The organism is Nocardia sp. NPDC055165, from assembly GCF_053606985.1.
Genome location: NZ_JBSGSS010000008.1, coordinates 172,827 through 188,713 on the forward strand (window position 1 = coordinate 172,827; position 15,887 = coordinate 188,713).

General features: G+C 68.0%; 16 protein-coding genes. 9 read left to right on the forward strand and 7 right to left on the reverse strand.

Annotated features, from left to right (window positions below; translation table 11 throughout):
- Positions 1 to 396, reverse strand: coding sequence for a hypothetical protein (locus ACWFRF_RS18540; protein ID WP_378991848.1), 396 nt, complete (start codon positions 394 to 396; stop codon positions 1 to 3).
- A 77-nt stretch (positions 397 to 473) separates the two neighbouring features.
- Here ACWFRF_RS18540 and ACWFRF_RS18545 point away from each other — a divergent pair, with 77 nt between their 5' ends.
- From ACWFRF_RS18545 to ACWFRF_RS18555, 3 genes are all read left to right on the forward strand, one after another.
- A complete protein-coding gene (locus ACWFRF_RS18545) occupies positions 474 to 2,102 on the forward strand; it encodes a PfkB family carbohydrate kinase (protein ID WP_452451162.1) in 1,629 nt (542 codons plus the stop codon).
- 80 nt (positions 2,103 to 2,182) lie between these two features.
- A complete protein-coding gene (gene ribA, locus ACWFRF_RS18550) occupies positions 2,183 to 2,869 on the forward strand; it encodes a GTP cyclohydrolase II RibA (protein WP_378991850.1) in 687 nt (228 codons plus the stop codon).
- A gap of 131 nt (positions 2,870 to 3,000) precedes the next feature.
- On the forward strand, positions 3,001 to 4,824 hold the full coding sequence (locus ACWFRF_RS18555; RefSeq protein ID WP_452451164.1) for an AMP-dependent synthetase/ligase: 1,824 nt from the start codon (positions 3,001 to 3,003) through the stop codon (positions 4,822 to 4,824).
- A gap of 54 nt (positions 4,825 to 4,878) precedes the next feature.
- On the opposite strand, the gene ACWFRF_RS18560 is transcribed toward ACWFRF_RS18555, so the two are convergent.
- Complete coding sequence (locus tag ACWFRF_RS18560; RefSeq protein ID WP_387444944.1) at positions 4,879 to 5,406, reverse strand: YbhB/YbcL family Raf kinase inhibitor-like protein; 528 nt, start codon at positions 5,404 to 5,406, stop codon at positions 4,879 to 4,881.
- Between the two features lie 21 nt (positions 5,407 to 5,427).
- The gene (locus ACWFRF_RS18565) at positions 5,428 to 6,789 is read right to left on the reverse strand and encodes a M20/M25/M40 family metallo-hydrolase (RefSeq protein ID WP_452451166.1); all 1,362 of its coding nucleotides are present in this window, start codon (positions 6,787 to 6,789) and stop codon (positions 5,428 to 5,430) included.
- Between the two features lie 141 nt (positions 6,790 to 6,930).
- On the opposite strand from ACWFRF_RS18565, the gene ACWFRF_RS18570 reads away from it, so the two are divergent.
- A complete protein-coding gene (locus ACWFRF_RS18570) occupies positions 6,931 to 7,887 on the forward strand; it encodes an endonuclease/exonuclease/phosphatase family protein (RefSeq protein WP_452451168.1) in 957 nt (318 codons plus the stop codon).
- On the opposite strand, the gene ACWFRF_RS18575 is transcribed toward ACWFRF_RS18570, so the two are convergent.
- On the reverse strand, positions 7,884 to 8,624 hold the full coding sequence (locus ACWFRF_RS18575; protein WP_387444941.1) for a GbsR/MarR family transcriptional regulator: 741 nt from the start codon (positions 8,622 to 8,624) through the stop codon (positions 7,884 to 7,886). The two genes, ACWFRF_RS18570 and ACWFRF_RS18575, sit on opposite strands and share 4 nt — an antisense overlap.
- Positions 8,625 to 8,878: 254 nt before the next feature.
- Here ACWFRF_RS18575 and ACWFRF_RS18580 point away from each other — a divergent pair, with 254 nt between their 5' ends.
- Together ACWFRF_RS18580 and ACWFRF_RS18585 are read left to right on the forward strand one after the other, a co-directional pair.
- Positions 8,879 to 9,691, forward strand: coding sequence for an alpha/beta fold hydrolase (locus ACWFRF_RS18580; RefSeq protein WP_452451170.1), 813 nt, complete (start codon positions 8,879 to 8,881; stop codon positions 9,689 to 9,691).
- A gap of 50 nt (positions 9,692 to 9,741) precedes the next feature.
- Positions 9,742 to 10,149, forward strand: a complete 408-nt coding sequence (locus ACWFRF_RS18585; protein WP_378991858.1) for a hypothetical protein — start codon at positions 9,742 to 9,744, stop codon at positions 10,147 to 10,149.
- Positions 10,150 to 10,221: 72 nt separating this feature from the next.
- Here ACWFRF_RS18585 and ACWFRF_RS18590 read toward each other — a convergent pair whose 3' ends face one another.
- Positions 10,222 to 10,833: a TetR/AcrR family transcriptional regulator gene (locus tag ACWFRF_RS18590; RefSeq protein WP_452451172.1), complete on the reverse strand. Its 612-nt coding sequence runs from the start codon at positions 10,831 to 10,833 to the stop codon at positions 10,222 to 10,224.
- Between the two features lie 65 nt (positions 10,834 to 10,898).
- On the opposite strand from ACWFRF_RS18590, the gene ACWFRF_RS18595 reads away from it, so the two are divergent.
- The 3 genes from ACWFRF_RS18595 to ACWFRF_RS18605 all read left to right on the forward strand — a co-directional run bounded on the left by ACWFRF_RS18595 (position 10,899) and on the right by ACWFRF_RS18605 (position 13,960).
- Positions 10,899 to 11,747, forward strand: a complete 849-nt coding sequence (locus ACWFRF_RS18595; RefSeq protein ID WP_452451174.1) for an alpha/beta fold hydrolase — start codon at positions 10,899 to 10,901, stop codon at positions 11,745 to 11,747.
- A 79-nt stretch (positions 11,748 to 11,826) separates the two neighbouring features.
- Positions 11,827 to 13,011 (forward strand): NAD(P)/FAD-dependent oxidoreductase, encoded by a 1,185-nt coding sequence (locus tag ACWFRF_RS18600; RefSeq protein ID WP_452451176.1) that lies wholly within the window; start codon positions 11,827 to 11,829, stop codon positions 13,009 to 13,011.
- A 10-nt stretch (positions 13,012 to 13,021) separates the two neighbouring features.
- A complete protein-coding gene (locus ACWFRF_RS18605; protein ID WP_452451178.1) occupies positions 13,022 to 13,960 on the forward strand; it encodes a sigma-70 family RNA polymerase sigma factor in 939 nt (312 codons plus the stop codon).
- A gap of 10 nt (positions 13,961 to 13,970) precedes the next feature.
- Here ACWFRF_RS18605 and ACWFRF_RS18610 read toward each other — a convergent pair whose 3' ends face one another.
- Together ACWFRF_RS18610 and ACWFRF_RS18615 are read right to left on the reverse strand one after the other, a co-directional pair.
- The gene (locus ACWFRF_RS18610) at positions 13,971 to 14,588 is read right to left on the reverse strand and encodes a class I SAM-dependent methyltransferase (RefSeq protein ID WP_378991865.1); all 618 of its coding nucleotides are present in this window, start codon (positions 14,586 to 14,588) and stop codon (positions 13,971 to 13,973) included.
- A gap of 46 nt (positions 14,589 to 14,634) precedes the next feature.
- Positions 14,635 to 15,711 carry a metallophosphoesterase gene (locus tag ACWFRF_RS18615; protein ID WP_378991866.1) on the reverse strand — a complete coding sequence of 359 codons (1,077 nt, stop codon included), beginning with the start codon at positions 15,709 to 15,711 and terminating at the stop codon, positions 14,635 to 14,637.
- Between the last annotated feature and the right edge of the window lie 176 nt (positions 15,712 to 15,887).

A 15,887-nucleotide genomic window follows, 5' to 3' on the forward strand; every position in this document is an offset into this window, starting at 1 on the left:
TCAGCCGTAGTTCGCCTGGGGCGCCCGGTCGTCGTGCATCGATCGGGCCGGGCGTAGCCGGGACAGTTGCGCCGGTGGATCGTGCAACGACTCCCCTGCTGGCGCGTCGTCGCCGTCCCGGCGAGCGTCGATGCGCTTGGCGAGCTTGATCAGAGCCTGCTGCCAGATGATGCCGAGCAGATCGGCGCGGGCACTGATCTCGGCGTGCGCGAGCCGGTCGTGCACAGCGGCGAGATCGCTGACGAGTTCGTCGAGCTCCATGCCCGCCCAGGCCTGCTCACGGGTCAGGGTGTACTCGGGCAACCAGCTCAATCGCCAGCCGCCGGTGTCGGTTCGCTGGGCGAATTCCGGCGTGCGGTCGCTGCGTAACGTGTCGTCGGTGCCATGAATAACCATCGCGGACCTGCCTTCCCCGGCGGGGCGCTGCGCCCTCCCCGAGCGTCTGGCGGGGCATCCACTCCCCGTAATCCAGTGTGGCATTTGCCAATTGTCTTGGTCAATTGCCATTGTTAGTAGGTAATTGCCGGATTTCGGGCATGGCAAACCCGGCATTGTGGCGATCGCAGTGCGGCGTCCGCCCCGATCGGGTGCGCGCCGGCCTCGACAAGTGGACGGGAGGCAGCATGCCGATGGTTCCCCAGGACGCCCGCGTCGCCGCGATCCGCTCCATCCTGGCCAGGCTGGGCAAGTACGCGGGCTTGAACGCAGAACGCCTGCGCCACACCGAGATCGACGCTGCGCCGCTGCTAGAGCTGCTGTCGGTGCGCCGGCACGCACGGCGTACCGGCGCCAGTGTCGAGGCCTCGATCCTGCCCGTGGTGCGCGAGGTCACGCAGTGGCTGGCGCCGACGGACCGGCTGATCGTGGACGCGGCACTCTCGCTCGGGCTGTTTCGCGACCGCCCCGGCGTGGGTGTCGATGTCGAACGCCTCTACGCAGACAACCTCGGGGAACGTCGAGAGGCCTTGACCGAGCAGTGGATCGCGCTGCACACCTTGCTCGATGTCGACCCCGTTCCGGAGGCTCCCACTGTCAAACGGTTGCGTACGGTCTCCGAACACAACGCCTTCACCGCGCTCGCCGGGCTGCTCGCCACCGATTCCGGCTATCCGATGGCCGGACCCTCCGTCGCCCAAACCACTGCCGTGCCCACGCAACGCGGTGTCGTCACGGTCTTCGGTGACGCCGTCATCGATCACCTCTACCGGGTCGACTCCTTCCCGGCCGCCGACAACGCGGCCAGCGGCAGCTTTACCGGGCACCCCGGCGGCAAAGGGCTGAACCGGGCGGTCGCGGCAGCCCGTCTCGGCATCGGCGTGCATCTGGTCTGCGCCGTCGGCGGCGACGAATACGGCCGTCGCATCCTCGAATTCATCGAATCCGAACGCGTCCACCTCGACCTGGTCAAGGTCGTTCCGTTCGCGACGTCGCTGGTCACCGCCGTGGTGATCACCCCCAACGGCGAGAGCCGCATCATCGGCTGCCGTGACAATCGCGTCCAGCTCCAAGACGAAGACCTCCACCGTCCCGAACTCCGCGCCGCCCTGGAAGCCTCGGATGCGGTGATCCTGAGTTTCGAACCGCCACCTTCGGTGATCGAGCAGGTGCTGTCGATGGTGTCGCAGATGCGACCCAAACCACCCGTTATCGTGTGTCCGACACCGGCCATGCCGGTGCCGCAGAGCCTGTATCGACATCTGGGCGCGGTCGACTACCTCGTCGGCGCGGCCGCGGACCTCGACGCGCTGCTGCCCGATGTATCCGCCGAATCCGCCGCCGATATCGCCCGGCTGTTGCGCGGCCTCGGAGTCGGGACCGTGTGCACAGTCGAGAACTTCCGGTGTGTGGTCGCCTCCGACACGATCGAGACAGTCATCGACCATTTCCCGCAGGTACTCAAGGCCTCGGTCGGTGCCGCCGCCGCCTTCACCGGCGCGCTGGCCTATCGTCTCGTCAATTCCGGAACCCCGCTCACCGCAACTGATTTCGTGTGGGCGACCGCGGCGATGATTCCGACCCAGAATCTGGGCGCGGTGGCGGTGTCGATGCCGAGTGCCGAGGAGATCGACCGCATCGTGCGCCTGTACGCGCCCCCGGCCTGATCCGGGGGTAAGGTCGCGACATTCAGCTCACGCCTGTCCGGCATCGGCGCCTTGTCGCCCTGTCCACGCACGGAGGATCGTTGACCATTCTGTCGTTCGGCGGTGCCAGGACCGGGGAAACCGGTGCCGATACCGCACACCGACTGGGTCGCCAGGGCAAGCAGCTACCGATTCGGGTGATCGAGATCCCGGACCGCGACGACGGCGGGCACCTTTTCCTCTTCGGCGAGCCCCGCGACGGCTGCCTCGTGCGGGTGCACTCGCGATGCCTCTACGGCGAGGGTCTCGGCTCCGACGACTGCGACTGCGGCGGGGAGCTCACCGAGTCGATGGACCGCATCCAGGCCGAGGGCGCCGGTGTGCTCGTCTACCTCGAACAGGAAGGTCGCGGGGCGGGCCTGATCTGGAAGGCCCGCGGCTACCGGGAGAGCGAACAGTCCGGCACCGACACCTTCGACAGCTATCGGCGCCTCGGCCTCGACGCCGACACCCGCCGCTACGAGCCCGCCGCGCACGCTCTGCGCGACCTCGAACTCACCCGGGTCCGGCTGCTCACCAACAACCCCGACAAGTGCCGGGCGCTGACCGAGGCCGGGATCACCGTCGAGCCCGTCGCCCTCACCATCGCCTTGCACTCCCCGCGCGGCAGGCAATATCTGCAGGCCAAACGGCGCCACCGCCAGCACACCATCCCCGCCGATCCGCTCGCCGACGAGCAGCGATCGGAGCGGGCGCGGTCGTGGTGGCGACCACGAGGTCGCCGGTAACCCCCCTCGTAATCCCGTATGTCCGGTTACGATAAGTGAGCCACGCCACTGTTGCCGCCCCTGTCTCGAGACAACGAGGCAGTTTCGCTCGCATTGGCTCGGCGTCCAGCTCGGCCTATGGGAACAGGGATATGACAGACATCGGTTTCGCGCACGCATCCGGGGTCACGGTGCACACCGTGCCCGCCGCCTTCCAGCAGACCGCCGCGTTGCGGCCCGACCAGATCGCCTTGCGCACGGTCGGTGGCACCCAGGAGATCACCTGGGCCGAATATGCGACGAGGGTGCGCGCACTGGCCGCCGGGTTGGCGAAACTCGGTGTGCGTCACGGTGACGCGGTCGGCATCATGCTCACCAACCGACCCGAGTTCAACCTGATCGACACTGCCGCCCTGCACCTGGGCGCCATCCCGTTCTCGGTGTACAACACCAGCTCCACCGAACAGATCGCGCACGTGTTCGCCAACGCGGGCAACACGGTGGTCATCACCGAGCAGGCGTTCCTCGACACCATCCGCGCCTCGGGCGCCGAGATCGAGCACACCGTCATCGTCGACGGCACCGCCGAGGGCACCGTCACGTTGGCCGAGCTCGAATCCGATCCCGCACCGGACTTCGATTTCGACGCGGCCTGGCAGGCGGTCCAGCCCGGCGACCTGGCCACCCTGATCTACACCTCCGGCACCACCGGCCCGTCCAAGGGCGTCGAGCTCACCCAGAGCAATGTGATCGCCCAGGTCGTCGGCCTCGTCTCGGGTCCGTTGCCGGTCGGTTTCGACGACCGCGCGGTGTCGTATCTGCCCGCCGCGCACGTCGCCGACCGCATCTCCGCGCATGCGATGAGCCTGCTCACCGGCATCCAGATCACCACCGTCACCGATCCGCGGGAGATCGCCGCCGCTCTGCCGGACGCCCGTCCGACGGTGTTCTTCGGTGTGCCGCGGGTGTGGCAGAAGATCAAGGCGGGGATCGAGAACAAGCTCGCGGTCGAGCCGAGCCCGGTCAAGAAGGCACTGGCCAACTGGGCGATCGGTGTCGGCGTCGCGCAGGCCAAGGCGAAGCTGGCCGGTGAGAGTTCGCTGGTACTCGGCGTGCAGCACAAGATCGCCGACACGCTCGTGCTGGCGAAACTGCGTGAAGCGCTCGGGTTCGCGGAGCTGAAGTGTGCGGCCTCCGGTGCCGCACCGGTACCGCCGGAGACCCTCGAGTACTTCCTCGGCCTCGGCTTCGCCGTCACCGAGGTGTGGGGGATGTCGGAAACCGCGGGCGTCGGCACCTACACCGAACTCGACAAACCGCGCCCCGGCTCGGTCGGCCGGGTGATGGACGGGTGCGAACTGCGTCTCGACGCCGATGGTGAAGTGCTGCTGCGCGGCCCGATCATCACCCCCGGCTACCGCAACATGCCCGACAAGACCGCCGAGGCGATCGACGACGACGGCTGGCTGCACACCGGCGACATCGGCACCCTCGACGCCGACGGCTACCTGCGCATCGTGGATCGCAAGAAGGAACTGATCATCAGCGAAGCGGGCAAGAACATCGCCCCCTCCAATATCGAGAACGCCATGAAGGCGGCCTCGTCGATGATCGGCCAGGCCGTCGCGATCGGCGAGGCCCGCGCCTACATCACCGCCCTGATCATGCTCGACCCCGACGTCGCGGCCTTGCGCGCCAAGGACTTCGGCGCCACCGACGCCACCCACGCGGAACTGGCCCGGCGCAAGGAGATCGTCGACGAGGTCAGGGAAGCGGTGCTCGCGGGCAACCGCAAGCTCTCGCGGGTGGAGCAGATCAAGCGTTTCGTGATCGTCGAGAACCTGTGGGAGCCCGGCGGTGACGAGCTGACCCCGAAGATGTCGCTCAAGCGGACCCCGATCTCGAACAAGTACGCCGAGACCATCACCGAGCTCTACGCCGCGACCCCGCCCGAGCATGTCGTCAACGTGAAGTAGTTGCGAAAACGGCGGTGGCCCTGGAAGTCTCAGGGCCACCGCCGTTGCACGTTCTCAGTTCTGTTCGTAGGTCCCGATCAGGGTGGCCCTGGCCAGGGTGTGGAAGAACAGGTTGAACCCCAGGTAGGCGGGCGTGGCGTCGGGCCCGACCTCGAGTTCGGGCACGTCGACGGCGTGCACGACCACGAAATACCGGTGTGGACCATGGCCTTTCGGCGGTCCCGCACCGACGAAGCCGGGAAAACCACCGTCGTTGCGCAAGCTCACCGCACCGGCGGGCAAGCTCCCGCCTTCGCTGCCCGCACCGGTATCGAGGGTGGTGACCGATGCCGGAATATTGGCCACGGCCCAGTGCCAGAACCCCGACGCGGTCGGTGCGTCCGGGTCGTACACCGTCACCGCGAAACTCTGCGTGCCCTCGGGGAATCCGGACCAGCTCAGCTGCGGCGAGATGTCCTTGCCGCCGGCACCGAACACTCCCGACACCTGATCGTTGGCCAAGGGCTGACCATCGGTGATGTCGGCGGAGGTAACGGTGAACGAGGGCACCTGCGGCAACGCGTCATACGGGTTGTAAGTCATCGAGGACCTTTCGGGTCGAGGTCAGCTGTGCAGAAGGAAGTGTTCCAGCACCCGGGTGCCGAATTCCAGTGATGCCACCGGCACCCGCTCGTCCACCCCGTGGAACAGGGCGGTGAAGTCCAGCTCGGGAGGCAGCTGCAACGGCGCGAAACCGAAGCAGCGAATCCCCAAGCGGGCGAATGCTTTCGCATCGGTGCCACCCGACAGCATGTAGGGCACGGTGCGGCCGTCGGCGTCGTGGGCCAGGACCGCGTCGTTCATGGCGTCGACGAGGTGGCCGTCGAAGGTGGTCTCGTAGGAGTCGAGTTTGGTGATCCATTCCCGCTCCACGTCGGGTCCGATCAGCTCGTCGACCTCACGTTCGAACGCCGCCTGCCGTCCCGGCACCACCCGGCAGTCGACCACGGCCTCCGCGGTCTGGGGGATGACGTTGGCTTTGTACCCGGCCTGCAGCATCGTCGGATTCGCGGTATCGCGCAGGGTGGCGCCGATGATGCGCGAGATGGTGCCCAGCTTGGCCAGCTGACCTTCGATATCGGGTCCGTGCGGGTCGAACGCCAGCCCGCTCTCCTCGCTGACCGCGGCGAGGAACTCGGCCACCGAGTCCGACAGCACCACGGGGAAGGTGTGGCGGCCCAGGCGCGCGACAGCTTCGGCGAGGATAGTGACGGCGTTGTCCTCGTGCAGGAACGACCCGTGTCCGGCGCGGGCCTTGGCACGCAACCGCATCCAGCCCAGGCCCTTCTCCGCGGTCTCCACCAGGTAGAGCCTGCGTTCGGTGCCGTCGGGGCGGGGCACGGTCAGCGAGAACCCGCCGACCTCACCGACTGCTTCAGTGACACCGTCGAACAGGTCGGGCCGGTGCTCGACCAGCCACTGCGAGCCCCATTTGCCGCCGTTCTCCTCGTCGGCCAGGAACGCGAACACCAGATCGCGCGGCGGAACCGTGCCCTCGGCCTTGAACTGGCGGGCCAGCGCCAGCGTCATCCCGACCATGTCCTTCATGTCGATCGCGCCGCGCCCCCACACGTAGCCCTCGCGCACCGCGCCCGAGAACGGGTGCACGCTCCAGTCGGCGGCCTCGGCGGGCACCACATCGAGGTGCCCGTGGATCATCAGCGCCCCGCGGCTGGAATCGGCGCCCTTCAACCGCGCGAACACGTTCCCGCGCCCGGGCGCACCGGATTCGACGTATTCGGTCTCGTAACCGACCTCGTGCAACTGCTGTGCCACCCACTCGGCGCACTCACGCTCACCTTTGGTGGTGGACAGCTCGCCGGTGTTGGAGGTGTCGAACCGGATCAGCTTGCTGACCAGCTCCACCACCTCGTCTTCCGCGCGGGACCGCCCGTTCGAACCAGAATTCTCGCCAGATGCCGACACGTCCCCTTTCCTACCACCATTCGCGCACCCGTCGCGCCAACTGCCGCCCTCAGGACCCTTGCGCCGCTGCTCGCGCGCCGAACTCGGCGTGAGCAGAACTAGGAATTCGCCTGCGTCCAGGTGGCGTGCTTGGCTGATGTGATGAGAGCGCAGGTTGTCCGAGTCGGTGTCCGCGTGCTGGCCGGTGCCGCGACGGCGATTGGCGCTGCCGGGGTCGCCTTGCATTTCACCCGCTGGCCGCTGGAGCCGCTCGTCCTCGCGGCTTCGGGCGCGCCCTATCTGATGGGCGGTGCGGTGCTCGGCGTCGCCGGTTTCGCGGCGACCAGGCAGTGGATCGCGACCGGTGTGGCCGTGGTGGTGGCGGGCGCGGGGATCGCGACACAGGCGCCGCTGTATGTCGCACAGAACGGTGGTCGGGGACAGCCGATCGTGGCGATGCAGGCCAATCTGCTCTTCGACGGCGCCGATCCGCGGGCGCTCGTCGACCAGGTGCGTGCGCGCGACATCGCCATTCTGACCGTCAACGAGCTCACCCGCGCGGCCGTGGCGAGCTTGTCGCGGGCCGGCCTCGACGAGTTGCTGCCCCACCGCTACCTCGCACCGGGCCAGACTGCCAGCGGTACCGGTATCTGGAGCCGATTCCCGTTGTCGGACACCGTCGAATACGACGGCTACGTCCTCAATCAGATCTCGGCCACCGCCACCGTCCCCGAGCTCGGCCCGGTCGCGATCTACGCCTTCCATCCCGTCCCGCCCGTCTACGACACCGGTGTCTGGGCCGACGAGCTCGCCCGCTTGCACGAGATCCTGCGCCTGTCCCCCACCGATCGCCCCGTGATCGCCGGCGGCGATTTCAACGCCACCTACGACCATGCCCGCTTCCGCGCCCTGGCGTCGGGGCGTTTCGCCGACGCGGCGTTCCAAGCCGGCGCGGGTCACCTGGTCACCTACCCGACCGACAAGGCCATCCCGCCGCTGGTGGGCATCGACCATTTCCTGCTCGCGAATGCCCGCGCCACCAGCGTCGAAACTGTCGCCGTACCCGGCGCCGATCACCGAGCGCTGGTGGCCCGGATAGTTCTCACAGCCCAGGGTTAGGCCCCGGTATTCAGCTCGCGTTCGGCGCTGCGTTCGGCCAGGCGCACTCGCCACTGCTCCATGGCCTGGCGCAGTGCCGCGCCGACGATGGCGACGAACTCGGCGGATTGTTCGAAGCGGGCACCGGCCGGGGTATCGGGGCCCAGGATCTCGACGCCGCGCCGGGTCATGGCCGACAACGAGTTCTGCATCTGCACCGAGGCGACGAGGTTGCGCAGCCAGATGTCGTCGTCGACGAGGTAGCGCTCGCGCCGTTCACCGGGAACCAGTTCGCGGCGCAGCATGCCCTGCTGCTCGAGAAAAGCGACCGCGTTGGAGATCGAGGCCGGGCTCACGCGTAGTCGCGCGACCAGCTCGGCGGCGGTGAGCGCTCCGGAGTCGGTGATCTGCAGGCAGGCAAGCACTCTGGCTTCCATCCGGGGCAGACCCTGTTCGATGAGCAGCGCGGTGAACGATTCGGTGAAGTCGGCGACCGCGCGGGGGTCGCGCCCGTAACCACCGTCGGGGATCGGTGGCGCGAGCGGTTGGGCCTGCTTGTGGCGGCGTGCGCGCTGCTGGGTGGCTGCCTGCGCGCGTTCGGCCCGGTAGTCGTCGGGTCCGCCGTTGCGAGTGACTTCGCGCATGATCGTCGAGGCCGGCCGGCCGAGCGCGCGCCCGATCTCGGCGTAGCCGAGTCCGTCCGCGAGCCCCGCGGCGATGTGCTGACGGTCCGCGTCGGTGAGTCTGCCTCCGGGCATCGCTGCTGGTCACCTCTCTGTCGACCGGTACGAAGCGGGTGGCCCGCACCACGCCCAGTATGCATTCACCTTCATTTCATTGCAAAGCGCAACGCACGAGCCCGTTGCATTCACGCTCATTGTCATTGCACTATCAGCGCTTTATCGTTCTCTACCACGCATTTGCACTCAAGTTGACTGTTGACAGATGAGTGAACGCAATCTACCTTTTAGTCATCAGTAAATGCCGAACACCGCAACGCAAGGACACGACAATGACTTCCTCGAACCCCACCAGCACCATCGCCCCCTGGACCGGCATGGTGACAATCGACGACACCGAACTGGCCGTCACCGACACCGGCGGCACCGGAACCCCGGTGGTCTACCTCAACGGCCAGTTCGCCACCCAGGGCTACTGGCGCCGGGTCATCGCCGACCTCGGCCCCGGCTACCGTCACATCACCTTCGACGAGCGGGCTCGCGGCAAGTCCAAGAAGTCGGCCGACTACTCCTTCGACACCTGCGTGCGCGATATCGACGCGATCCTCGCGGCCAGAGGTGTCACCGAGAAGCCGATCCTGGTCGGCTGGTCCTACGGTGCCTACCTCGGGGCGCACTGGACCAGCCGCAACCCGGCCGGCGCGCTCGGCGCGGTCCTCGTCGACGGCGCGTTCCCCTACGACTGGCTCGACGAGGCGATGGAGCAGCGCATCCGCAAGCTGTTCAAGCGGCTCAGCTGGGTGCTGCCGCTGGCTCGCCCGACCGGGCTCGCGCCCCGTTTGACCGCACAGCAGCAGGCCGACAGCAATATCGAACTCGGCAAGCTCTCCAGCGTCAGCGCACTGGGTCCGGTGCTGAATACCATCACCGTCCCGGTGCGGTATGTGGTCGCTTCGGGAACCTCGTTCGGCAGCCGTGGCGACGAGCAGGAGAAGATCCGCGCCGGACTGGACGCGGTGCTCGACAGCAACCCCAACATTCGCGTCAGCGCCAAAGTCGCCAGCAACCACGGCGCGATCCTGCGCAAGGACTTCCGCGCCATCGCCGACGCCGTCCGTGAGATCGAGACCACCGCCTCGCGCTGACTCGGTACCGATTCCCTTCCCCCACAAACAGAACCCCAAGGAGAAACGCCATGTCTGTCACCCTCACCGCCCAGGAAAAGATCACTGTGCGCACCGCCGCGTACGGTGCGGTTTCCCTGCTCGCCGCCGCGGGCGGGGCTACCGGCAAGCCGCACAAGATCGCCACCACCGGCACCATCGCGCTGTCGTCGGCGACCGGTGTGGTCGGGCACGTGCTGGCCGAGAAGTCCGGGCACATCGCACTGAGCGGCTCCTCGGTCGCCGAACTCGCCGATCAGGTATTGCCCGCCCTCACCGCGGCGGTGAGTCTGCTCGGCCGGTACGACCCGGTGGAGGCCGAGAACTTCCGCAACACCATCGCCGTCGCCCTCGACACCGCCCAGCTCTACCAGACTCGGCCCAACCCGACGATGGTCGACATGACCCGCAAGATCACCGGAGCACTCGCCGCCGCGTGATGAGATACCCACTCGCGCAACCACAGCCGTGTCACAGGGCCCGTGACACGGCCACCGTGGTGTGCCGGGTGATCACCGATCGACGACAGCGCCCTCGCGCGCGGCGAGCACCATATCCACCCGCGCCTCCATCGCCTGACCGGCCGCGCGCAACGGTTCGGCCGAATGTAGTGTGCGGCCCAGAATGAATGCCCCTTCCAGCGCGGCCAACATCGCCAAGATCAGCTCGCGTGCCGCGGCTTGCCCGACGCCGCGTTCGACGAAATACCGTGTGCCCTGGTCGATCCAGTCCCGCACGACCTCCGCGGCCACCTCCCGCAAAACCGGTTCGCTGTCGGCGATCTCGCCCGCGACGGTGCCGACGGGGCACATGTTCATCCACCCCGACTCCTCGAGTGTGCGCGCGGCGTCGTCGAACGCGGCGGGCACGGCCACCCGCAGATCCTCGTGCGGGTCCATCAGCAGCGGTAGCAGCTGGATGTAGGCCGCGCCGGTGCTGCGCAGCGCCTCGGCCGCGATCTGCACTTTGCCCTGCGGAAAGTGGTGGTAGAGCGACCCCATCGGCGCCTCGGCGGCGGCGGTGATCTGTTTGACGGTGATCGCGCTATAGCCGTGGACGCGCATCAATTCCGCGACCGCGGTCACCAGTCGCTCGCGGGTACTCGTTGACATCTGCTCGCTCACTCCACCAGACTAGAGCAAACACGCTAGAGCAAACGCTCTAGCCGTGGAGGGCAAGGGAGGATGTCATGGCGATCGTCGAACTCGATGCGGGTCGGCTCCACTACCGCGAACACGGCGAAGGGCCCCCGGTGGTCCTGCTGCACGGACTGTTGATGAACCACACGGTCTGGGATTCGGTTCTCGACCATCTGCCCACCGGCTTCCGCTACGTCCTGCCCGACCTACCGCTGGGCGCCCACCCCGAACCCCTGCGCCCGGGCACCGACCTGAGCTTGCGCGGCCTCAATCAGCTCGTCGCCGACTTCCTCGCCGCACTGGACCTGCACGACGTCACCCTCGTGCACTCCGACTGGGGCGGGGCTCTGTTCCTCACCGCCTACGGCCTCGACGAACGAGTCGGGCGCTTGATCATTTTCCCCAGCGAAGCCTTCGACAACTTCCCGCCCGGCCTCCCGGGCAAAACCGCCACGCTCGCCTCGGCCCTACCCGGCGGCATCACCCTGGCCTTGCGCCAGATGCGCATCGGCTGGCTGCGCCGCAGCCCCGTGATGTTCGGCTGGATGGCGAAAACTCCCCTCCCTGACGCCCTGGTCCACGCCTGGACCGAACCGGGCCTGCGTGACCCCCGCATCCGCGCCGACCTGCTCGCCTACACCCGCTCCGGCTTCGACAAGCGCGAACTCGTCACCAACACCGAAGCCCTGCACCGCTTCTCCGGCGAAACCCTTGTCCTGTGGTCGTCCGCGGGCAAAGTCATGCCCCGCTCCCACGGCCACCGCCTGGCGGCACTGATTCCCCGTTCCCGCCTGGTCGAAATCGACGACGCCTACGTTTTGTCGATGCTCGACCAACCCGCCGCCGTCGCCACCGCGATCACCGAATTCCTCGCCACCTCCCGTGCCACCCGGGCGTGACCTACATCACTGATCGATCCTGTCAGGGTTTCGGCGGCCGTCTCGTTCAGAAGGCACGCGAACCAGACAGGAGCCAATCATGAAGCACCGCATCGTCGTCCTCGGGGCCGGATACGCCGGGGCCTTCTCCGCCGGGGTACTGGCCCGCCGACTCCATTCCGACGACTTCGAGATCACCGTCGTCAACGCTGAACCCGATTTCGCCGAGCGGCTGCGCAATCATCAACTCGCCGCCGGGCAGAATCTGCGCCACCTGCCGCTGACGCAGGTGTTCGCGGGCACCGGCATCCGGCTGCGGGTAGCGCGGGTGAGCGGCGTCGATGTCGACCACCGGACGGTCACCATTGCCGACGGCGACGACATCGACAGGCTCGAATACGACACCCTGCTCTACTCGCTGGGCAGTACCGCCGCCGTCCACGGCATCGCCGGGGCCGCCGAGCACGCCTACCACGTGGCATCCCGCCCGGCCGCGCTGCGCCTGCGCGCCCGGTTGGCCGACCTGGGCACGAACGGAAAGGTCCTGGTGGTCGGCGGCAACCTGACCGCGATCGAGGCCGCCACCGAGATCGCCGAATCCCATCCAGGGCTCCAGGTCGGCCTGGCCACGCGCGGCGAACTCGGCGGGTGGCTGGGCGGCAAGGCCCGCCGCCACCTGTTCGACGCCGTCGACCGGCTCGGGATCACGGTCCACGAGAACACCACCATCACCCGGGTCGACGCGGCGGGCGCGGTTGCCGCCGACGGCACCGCTTTCCCCGCGCAGGCGACGGTGTGGGCAGCCGGGTTCGCGGTGCATCCGATCGCCGCGACCAGCGGTCTCGCGGTGGAACCCAACGGGCAGATCACCGTCGACCGGCAGATGCGGTCGGTCTCGCACCCCGACGTCTACGTCGCCGGTGACAGCGCGTTCGTCATCGGCGACAACGGTTTACCGTTGCCGATGTCGTGCGCGTCCGCGGGATTCACCAGCATGCAGGCCACGGCCACGATCGTCGGAGACCGGACCGGGCGCAAGATCTCGACGACCTCACTGTCGTATGTGGGCAACCACATCAGCCTCGGCCGCAAGGACGGGATCTTCCAGGTGGTCGACGGTGACGCGCGATCGAAGTCGTGGGCCCTGCGCGGGCGAACGGCCGCCCGCGTCAAAGCGGTGATCCTCGGGGTCAACCCCTGGAGCCTGAGCCACCCCACCTTCGGCATGCCCAGCCGCCGGTACCGCGCGGTCACCGATCGACCCCACGCCGTGGTCGCGACCTAGAGTCGTGCTCATGGACACTGCCACCGTGGCGCGTTTCGAGGCCAGCCGCCACCGGCTGGCCTCGATCGCCTACCGTCTGCTCGGCTCGGCCGCCGACGCCGAGGACACGGTCCAGGACGCGTTCCTGCGGTGGCAGGCCGCCGACCGCGACTATGTCGAGGTGCCGGAGGCGTGGCTGACCAAGATCGTCACGAATCTGGCGCTGGACCGGCTCCGCTCGGCGAAGGCGCGCCACGAGCGTGCGGTCGGCGCCTGGATGCCCGAACCGCTGCTCGACGGCGACCCGATGCTCGGGCCCGCCGACACCGTCGAGCAGCGCGAATCGGTGACCCTGGCGGTGCTGACGCTCATGGAACGGTTGTCGCCGACCGAACGCGCCGTGTACGTACTGCACGAGGCCTTCGCATACCGGCATGCCGAGATCGCCGGCATCCTCGACCTCACCGTGTCGGCGAGTCAGCAACACCTGCACCGTGCGCGAGGGCGGATCACCGCCGCGCGCACCACCATCGACATCGACCACGGCGCCGCCCGCCGGGTCGTCCAGGCGTTCATCGAGGCCGCCACCTCGGGTCGCACCGATCGGCTGGTCGCGCTGCTGACCGACGACGCGACCGGAATCTCCGACGGCGTCGGCGGCTCGGCCGCGAAGCTCATCCGCTACGCGAGCCCGCAACGCCTGGCCACCGCGGTGCGGGCCGGTTTCACACCGAGCCCGGCCAAGCGACGCCTCGCCGGTGGCTCGCCGTCGATCCACGCGGTTGTGGCCAACGGCTGCCCGGCCGTGCTCGTCACGCTCGGCGATCGAGTCCTCGGCGTCGCGATCCTGGAGATGCGTGCGGACAAGATCGCCGGCATGCGCAGCATCGCCGCACCGCAGAGGCTGGGACGTCTCACCGCCGAATGGCAGCGGCGCGAGCATGACGCCCCGCTGGTCCGATCGTGGTGATCAGCTGTTCTCAGGAAGAACGCGCGACGCCGAGGGACAACGCCGCCCACGCTTTCGGGGCGCCCGGCTGATAGAACCGGTCGAGTTCGGTGATCTCGAAACCCGCTTCGGTGATCAGTCCCGCGATGTCGCGCGAGAGGTGACACCCGCCGGCGATCTTCTGCTGGATCGGGTCGAGGCGATGCTGCCAGAGCTGCACCGATTCCTCCGGCGCGAGTCCGTGTTCGACGAAGTGCAAGGTGCCGCCGGGGCGCAGGACCCGGCCGATCTCGGCGAGTGCCGCCGCGATGTCGGGGATGGTGCACAAAGTGAAGGTCGACAGGGCGGTGTCGAAGGTGGCGTCGGGAAACGGCAGCGACTGGCCGTCCAGGCCCGCGCGTTCGATCGGGGTCGAGCTGCCCGCGACACGTTTCGCGGCGATCTTCCACGCGGTATCGGCGGGTTCGACCCCGCTGACCCGCTCGACCGCGGCCGGATAGAACCCGATGTTGTTGCCCGACCCGAACCCGATTTCGAGCACCTCGCCGTGTAACCCGGCGCAGGTTCGCTCGCGCAGCGGCCCGTTCTGGGCGACGCCGCAGACTTTGTCGGTGAGGTGCGGGAGGATCCGGTCGGTGTAGAAGCCCATCCACCGATCATCCTCCCGCCACCGCGTTTTCTGCACCCGGTCGCGCTCAGCCCAGTCGCCGGTCGAAGACCTCGGTGCTCGCGCCCGAGGCCGGGTCGACGGTGAGCACCGTCAGGTTCACCGAGTCGGCGGTGAGGTCCAAGACCATGAAACCCAGTTCGTGCTGGGTTTCGAACAGAGCGCTGTGCGCACCGCTCGTCAGCCGCGGCTGACCGCCCGCGGTCTTGCCCGCCGCGCCCGACACGATCTGGCGGGTGCCCTTGGTCGCCGGTGTGGGTTCGAGCACCTGCAGGGTGTGGTCGTGGCCCGACAGCAGAAACGACACCTTGCCCAGCACGTGGTCTTCGAAGAAGCGCTTGGCGTGCACGCCGTTGATCGGTTCGACCGGCAGGCCCTCGTAGTTGCCCGCGTCGCCGTGTGGGCCGTTGCTGATGTAGGCCTGATGGGTGCAGGCGATCTTCCACGGCGCGGTGGACTCGGCGAGCGCGCTGTCGAGCCAGGCGCGCTGTTCGTTCATGTACGGCCCGTCGACGGCCCAGTAGGGGTCGAGGAACGGCGGGATGTAGGCCGCGAGGGGGTTGATGTCGAGCACGAAGAACTCCACGACCGGGTTCTGTTCGGGCACGCGCACCGAGTAGTAGCGGCTCGGCATCCACCAGCGCTGTGACTTCGCGTGGTAGGCCACCTCGAAGTTGCCGCGTGCCAGCCAGCCGCCGTCGCCGGGGAACACCGAGCTGGTGTCGTGGTTGCCGAGCACCATCGCCCACGGAATGTCCAGTCCCGCATTGGGATTCTCGAATTTGGTGGCGAACTGTTCGTCGTCGGGCCCGTTGGGTCCGGTGTCGTAGATGTTGTCGCCCAGACCCACCGCGAGCGAGAACGGCCGGCGTGCGTGGAATGCGCGTGCCGCGTCGGCTACCGCCCACTGGGTGCGGGTGCCGGTGCCCGCGTCGCCGGTGACCAGCACCCGCACGTTACGCCCGGCCTGCGGGGTGAACTTGGGCACTTCGGCAGGCACCGCCGCGGCGGGCGTGAGCCCCACCAGCGACAGGCCCGCGACGACACCGGCGGCGCCTGCCAGAACTTCACGACGGCCGATTCCGGACGAGAACTGATCGTGCATGGTCACCTTCTGGGTATTGGCTCTATTGGACAACTGACCTGATCGAAGCACACTGACATGATCGTGACGCCGCCGCAGCCTAATGGGCGCGGCCACGGATCGTCCGTCGGTCACGCGCATGTCGGCGAGCGTGAATACTTGCCCGACCCGGAAGCTCGTTCAGTTCAAGTCGAGTA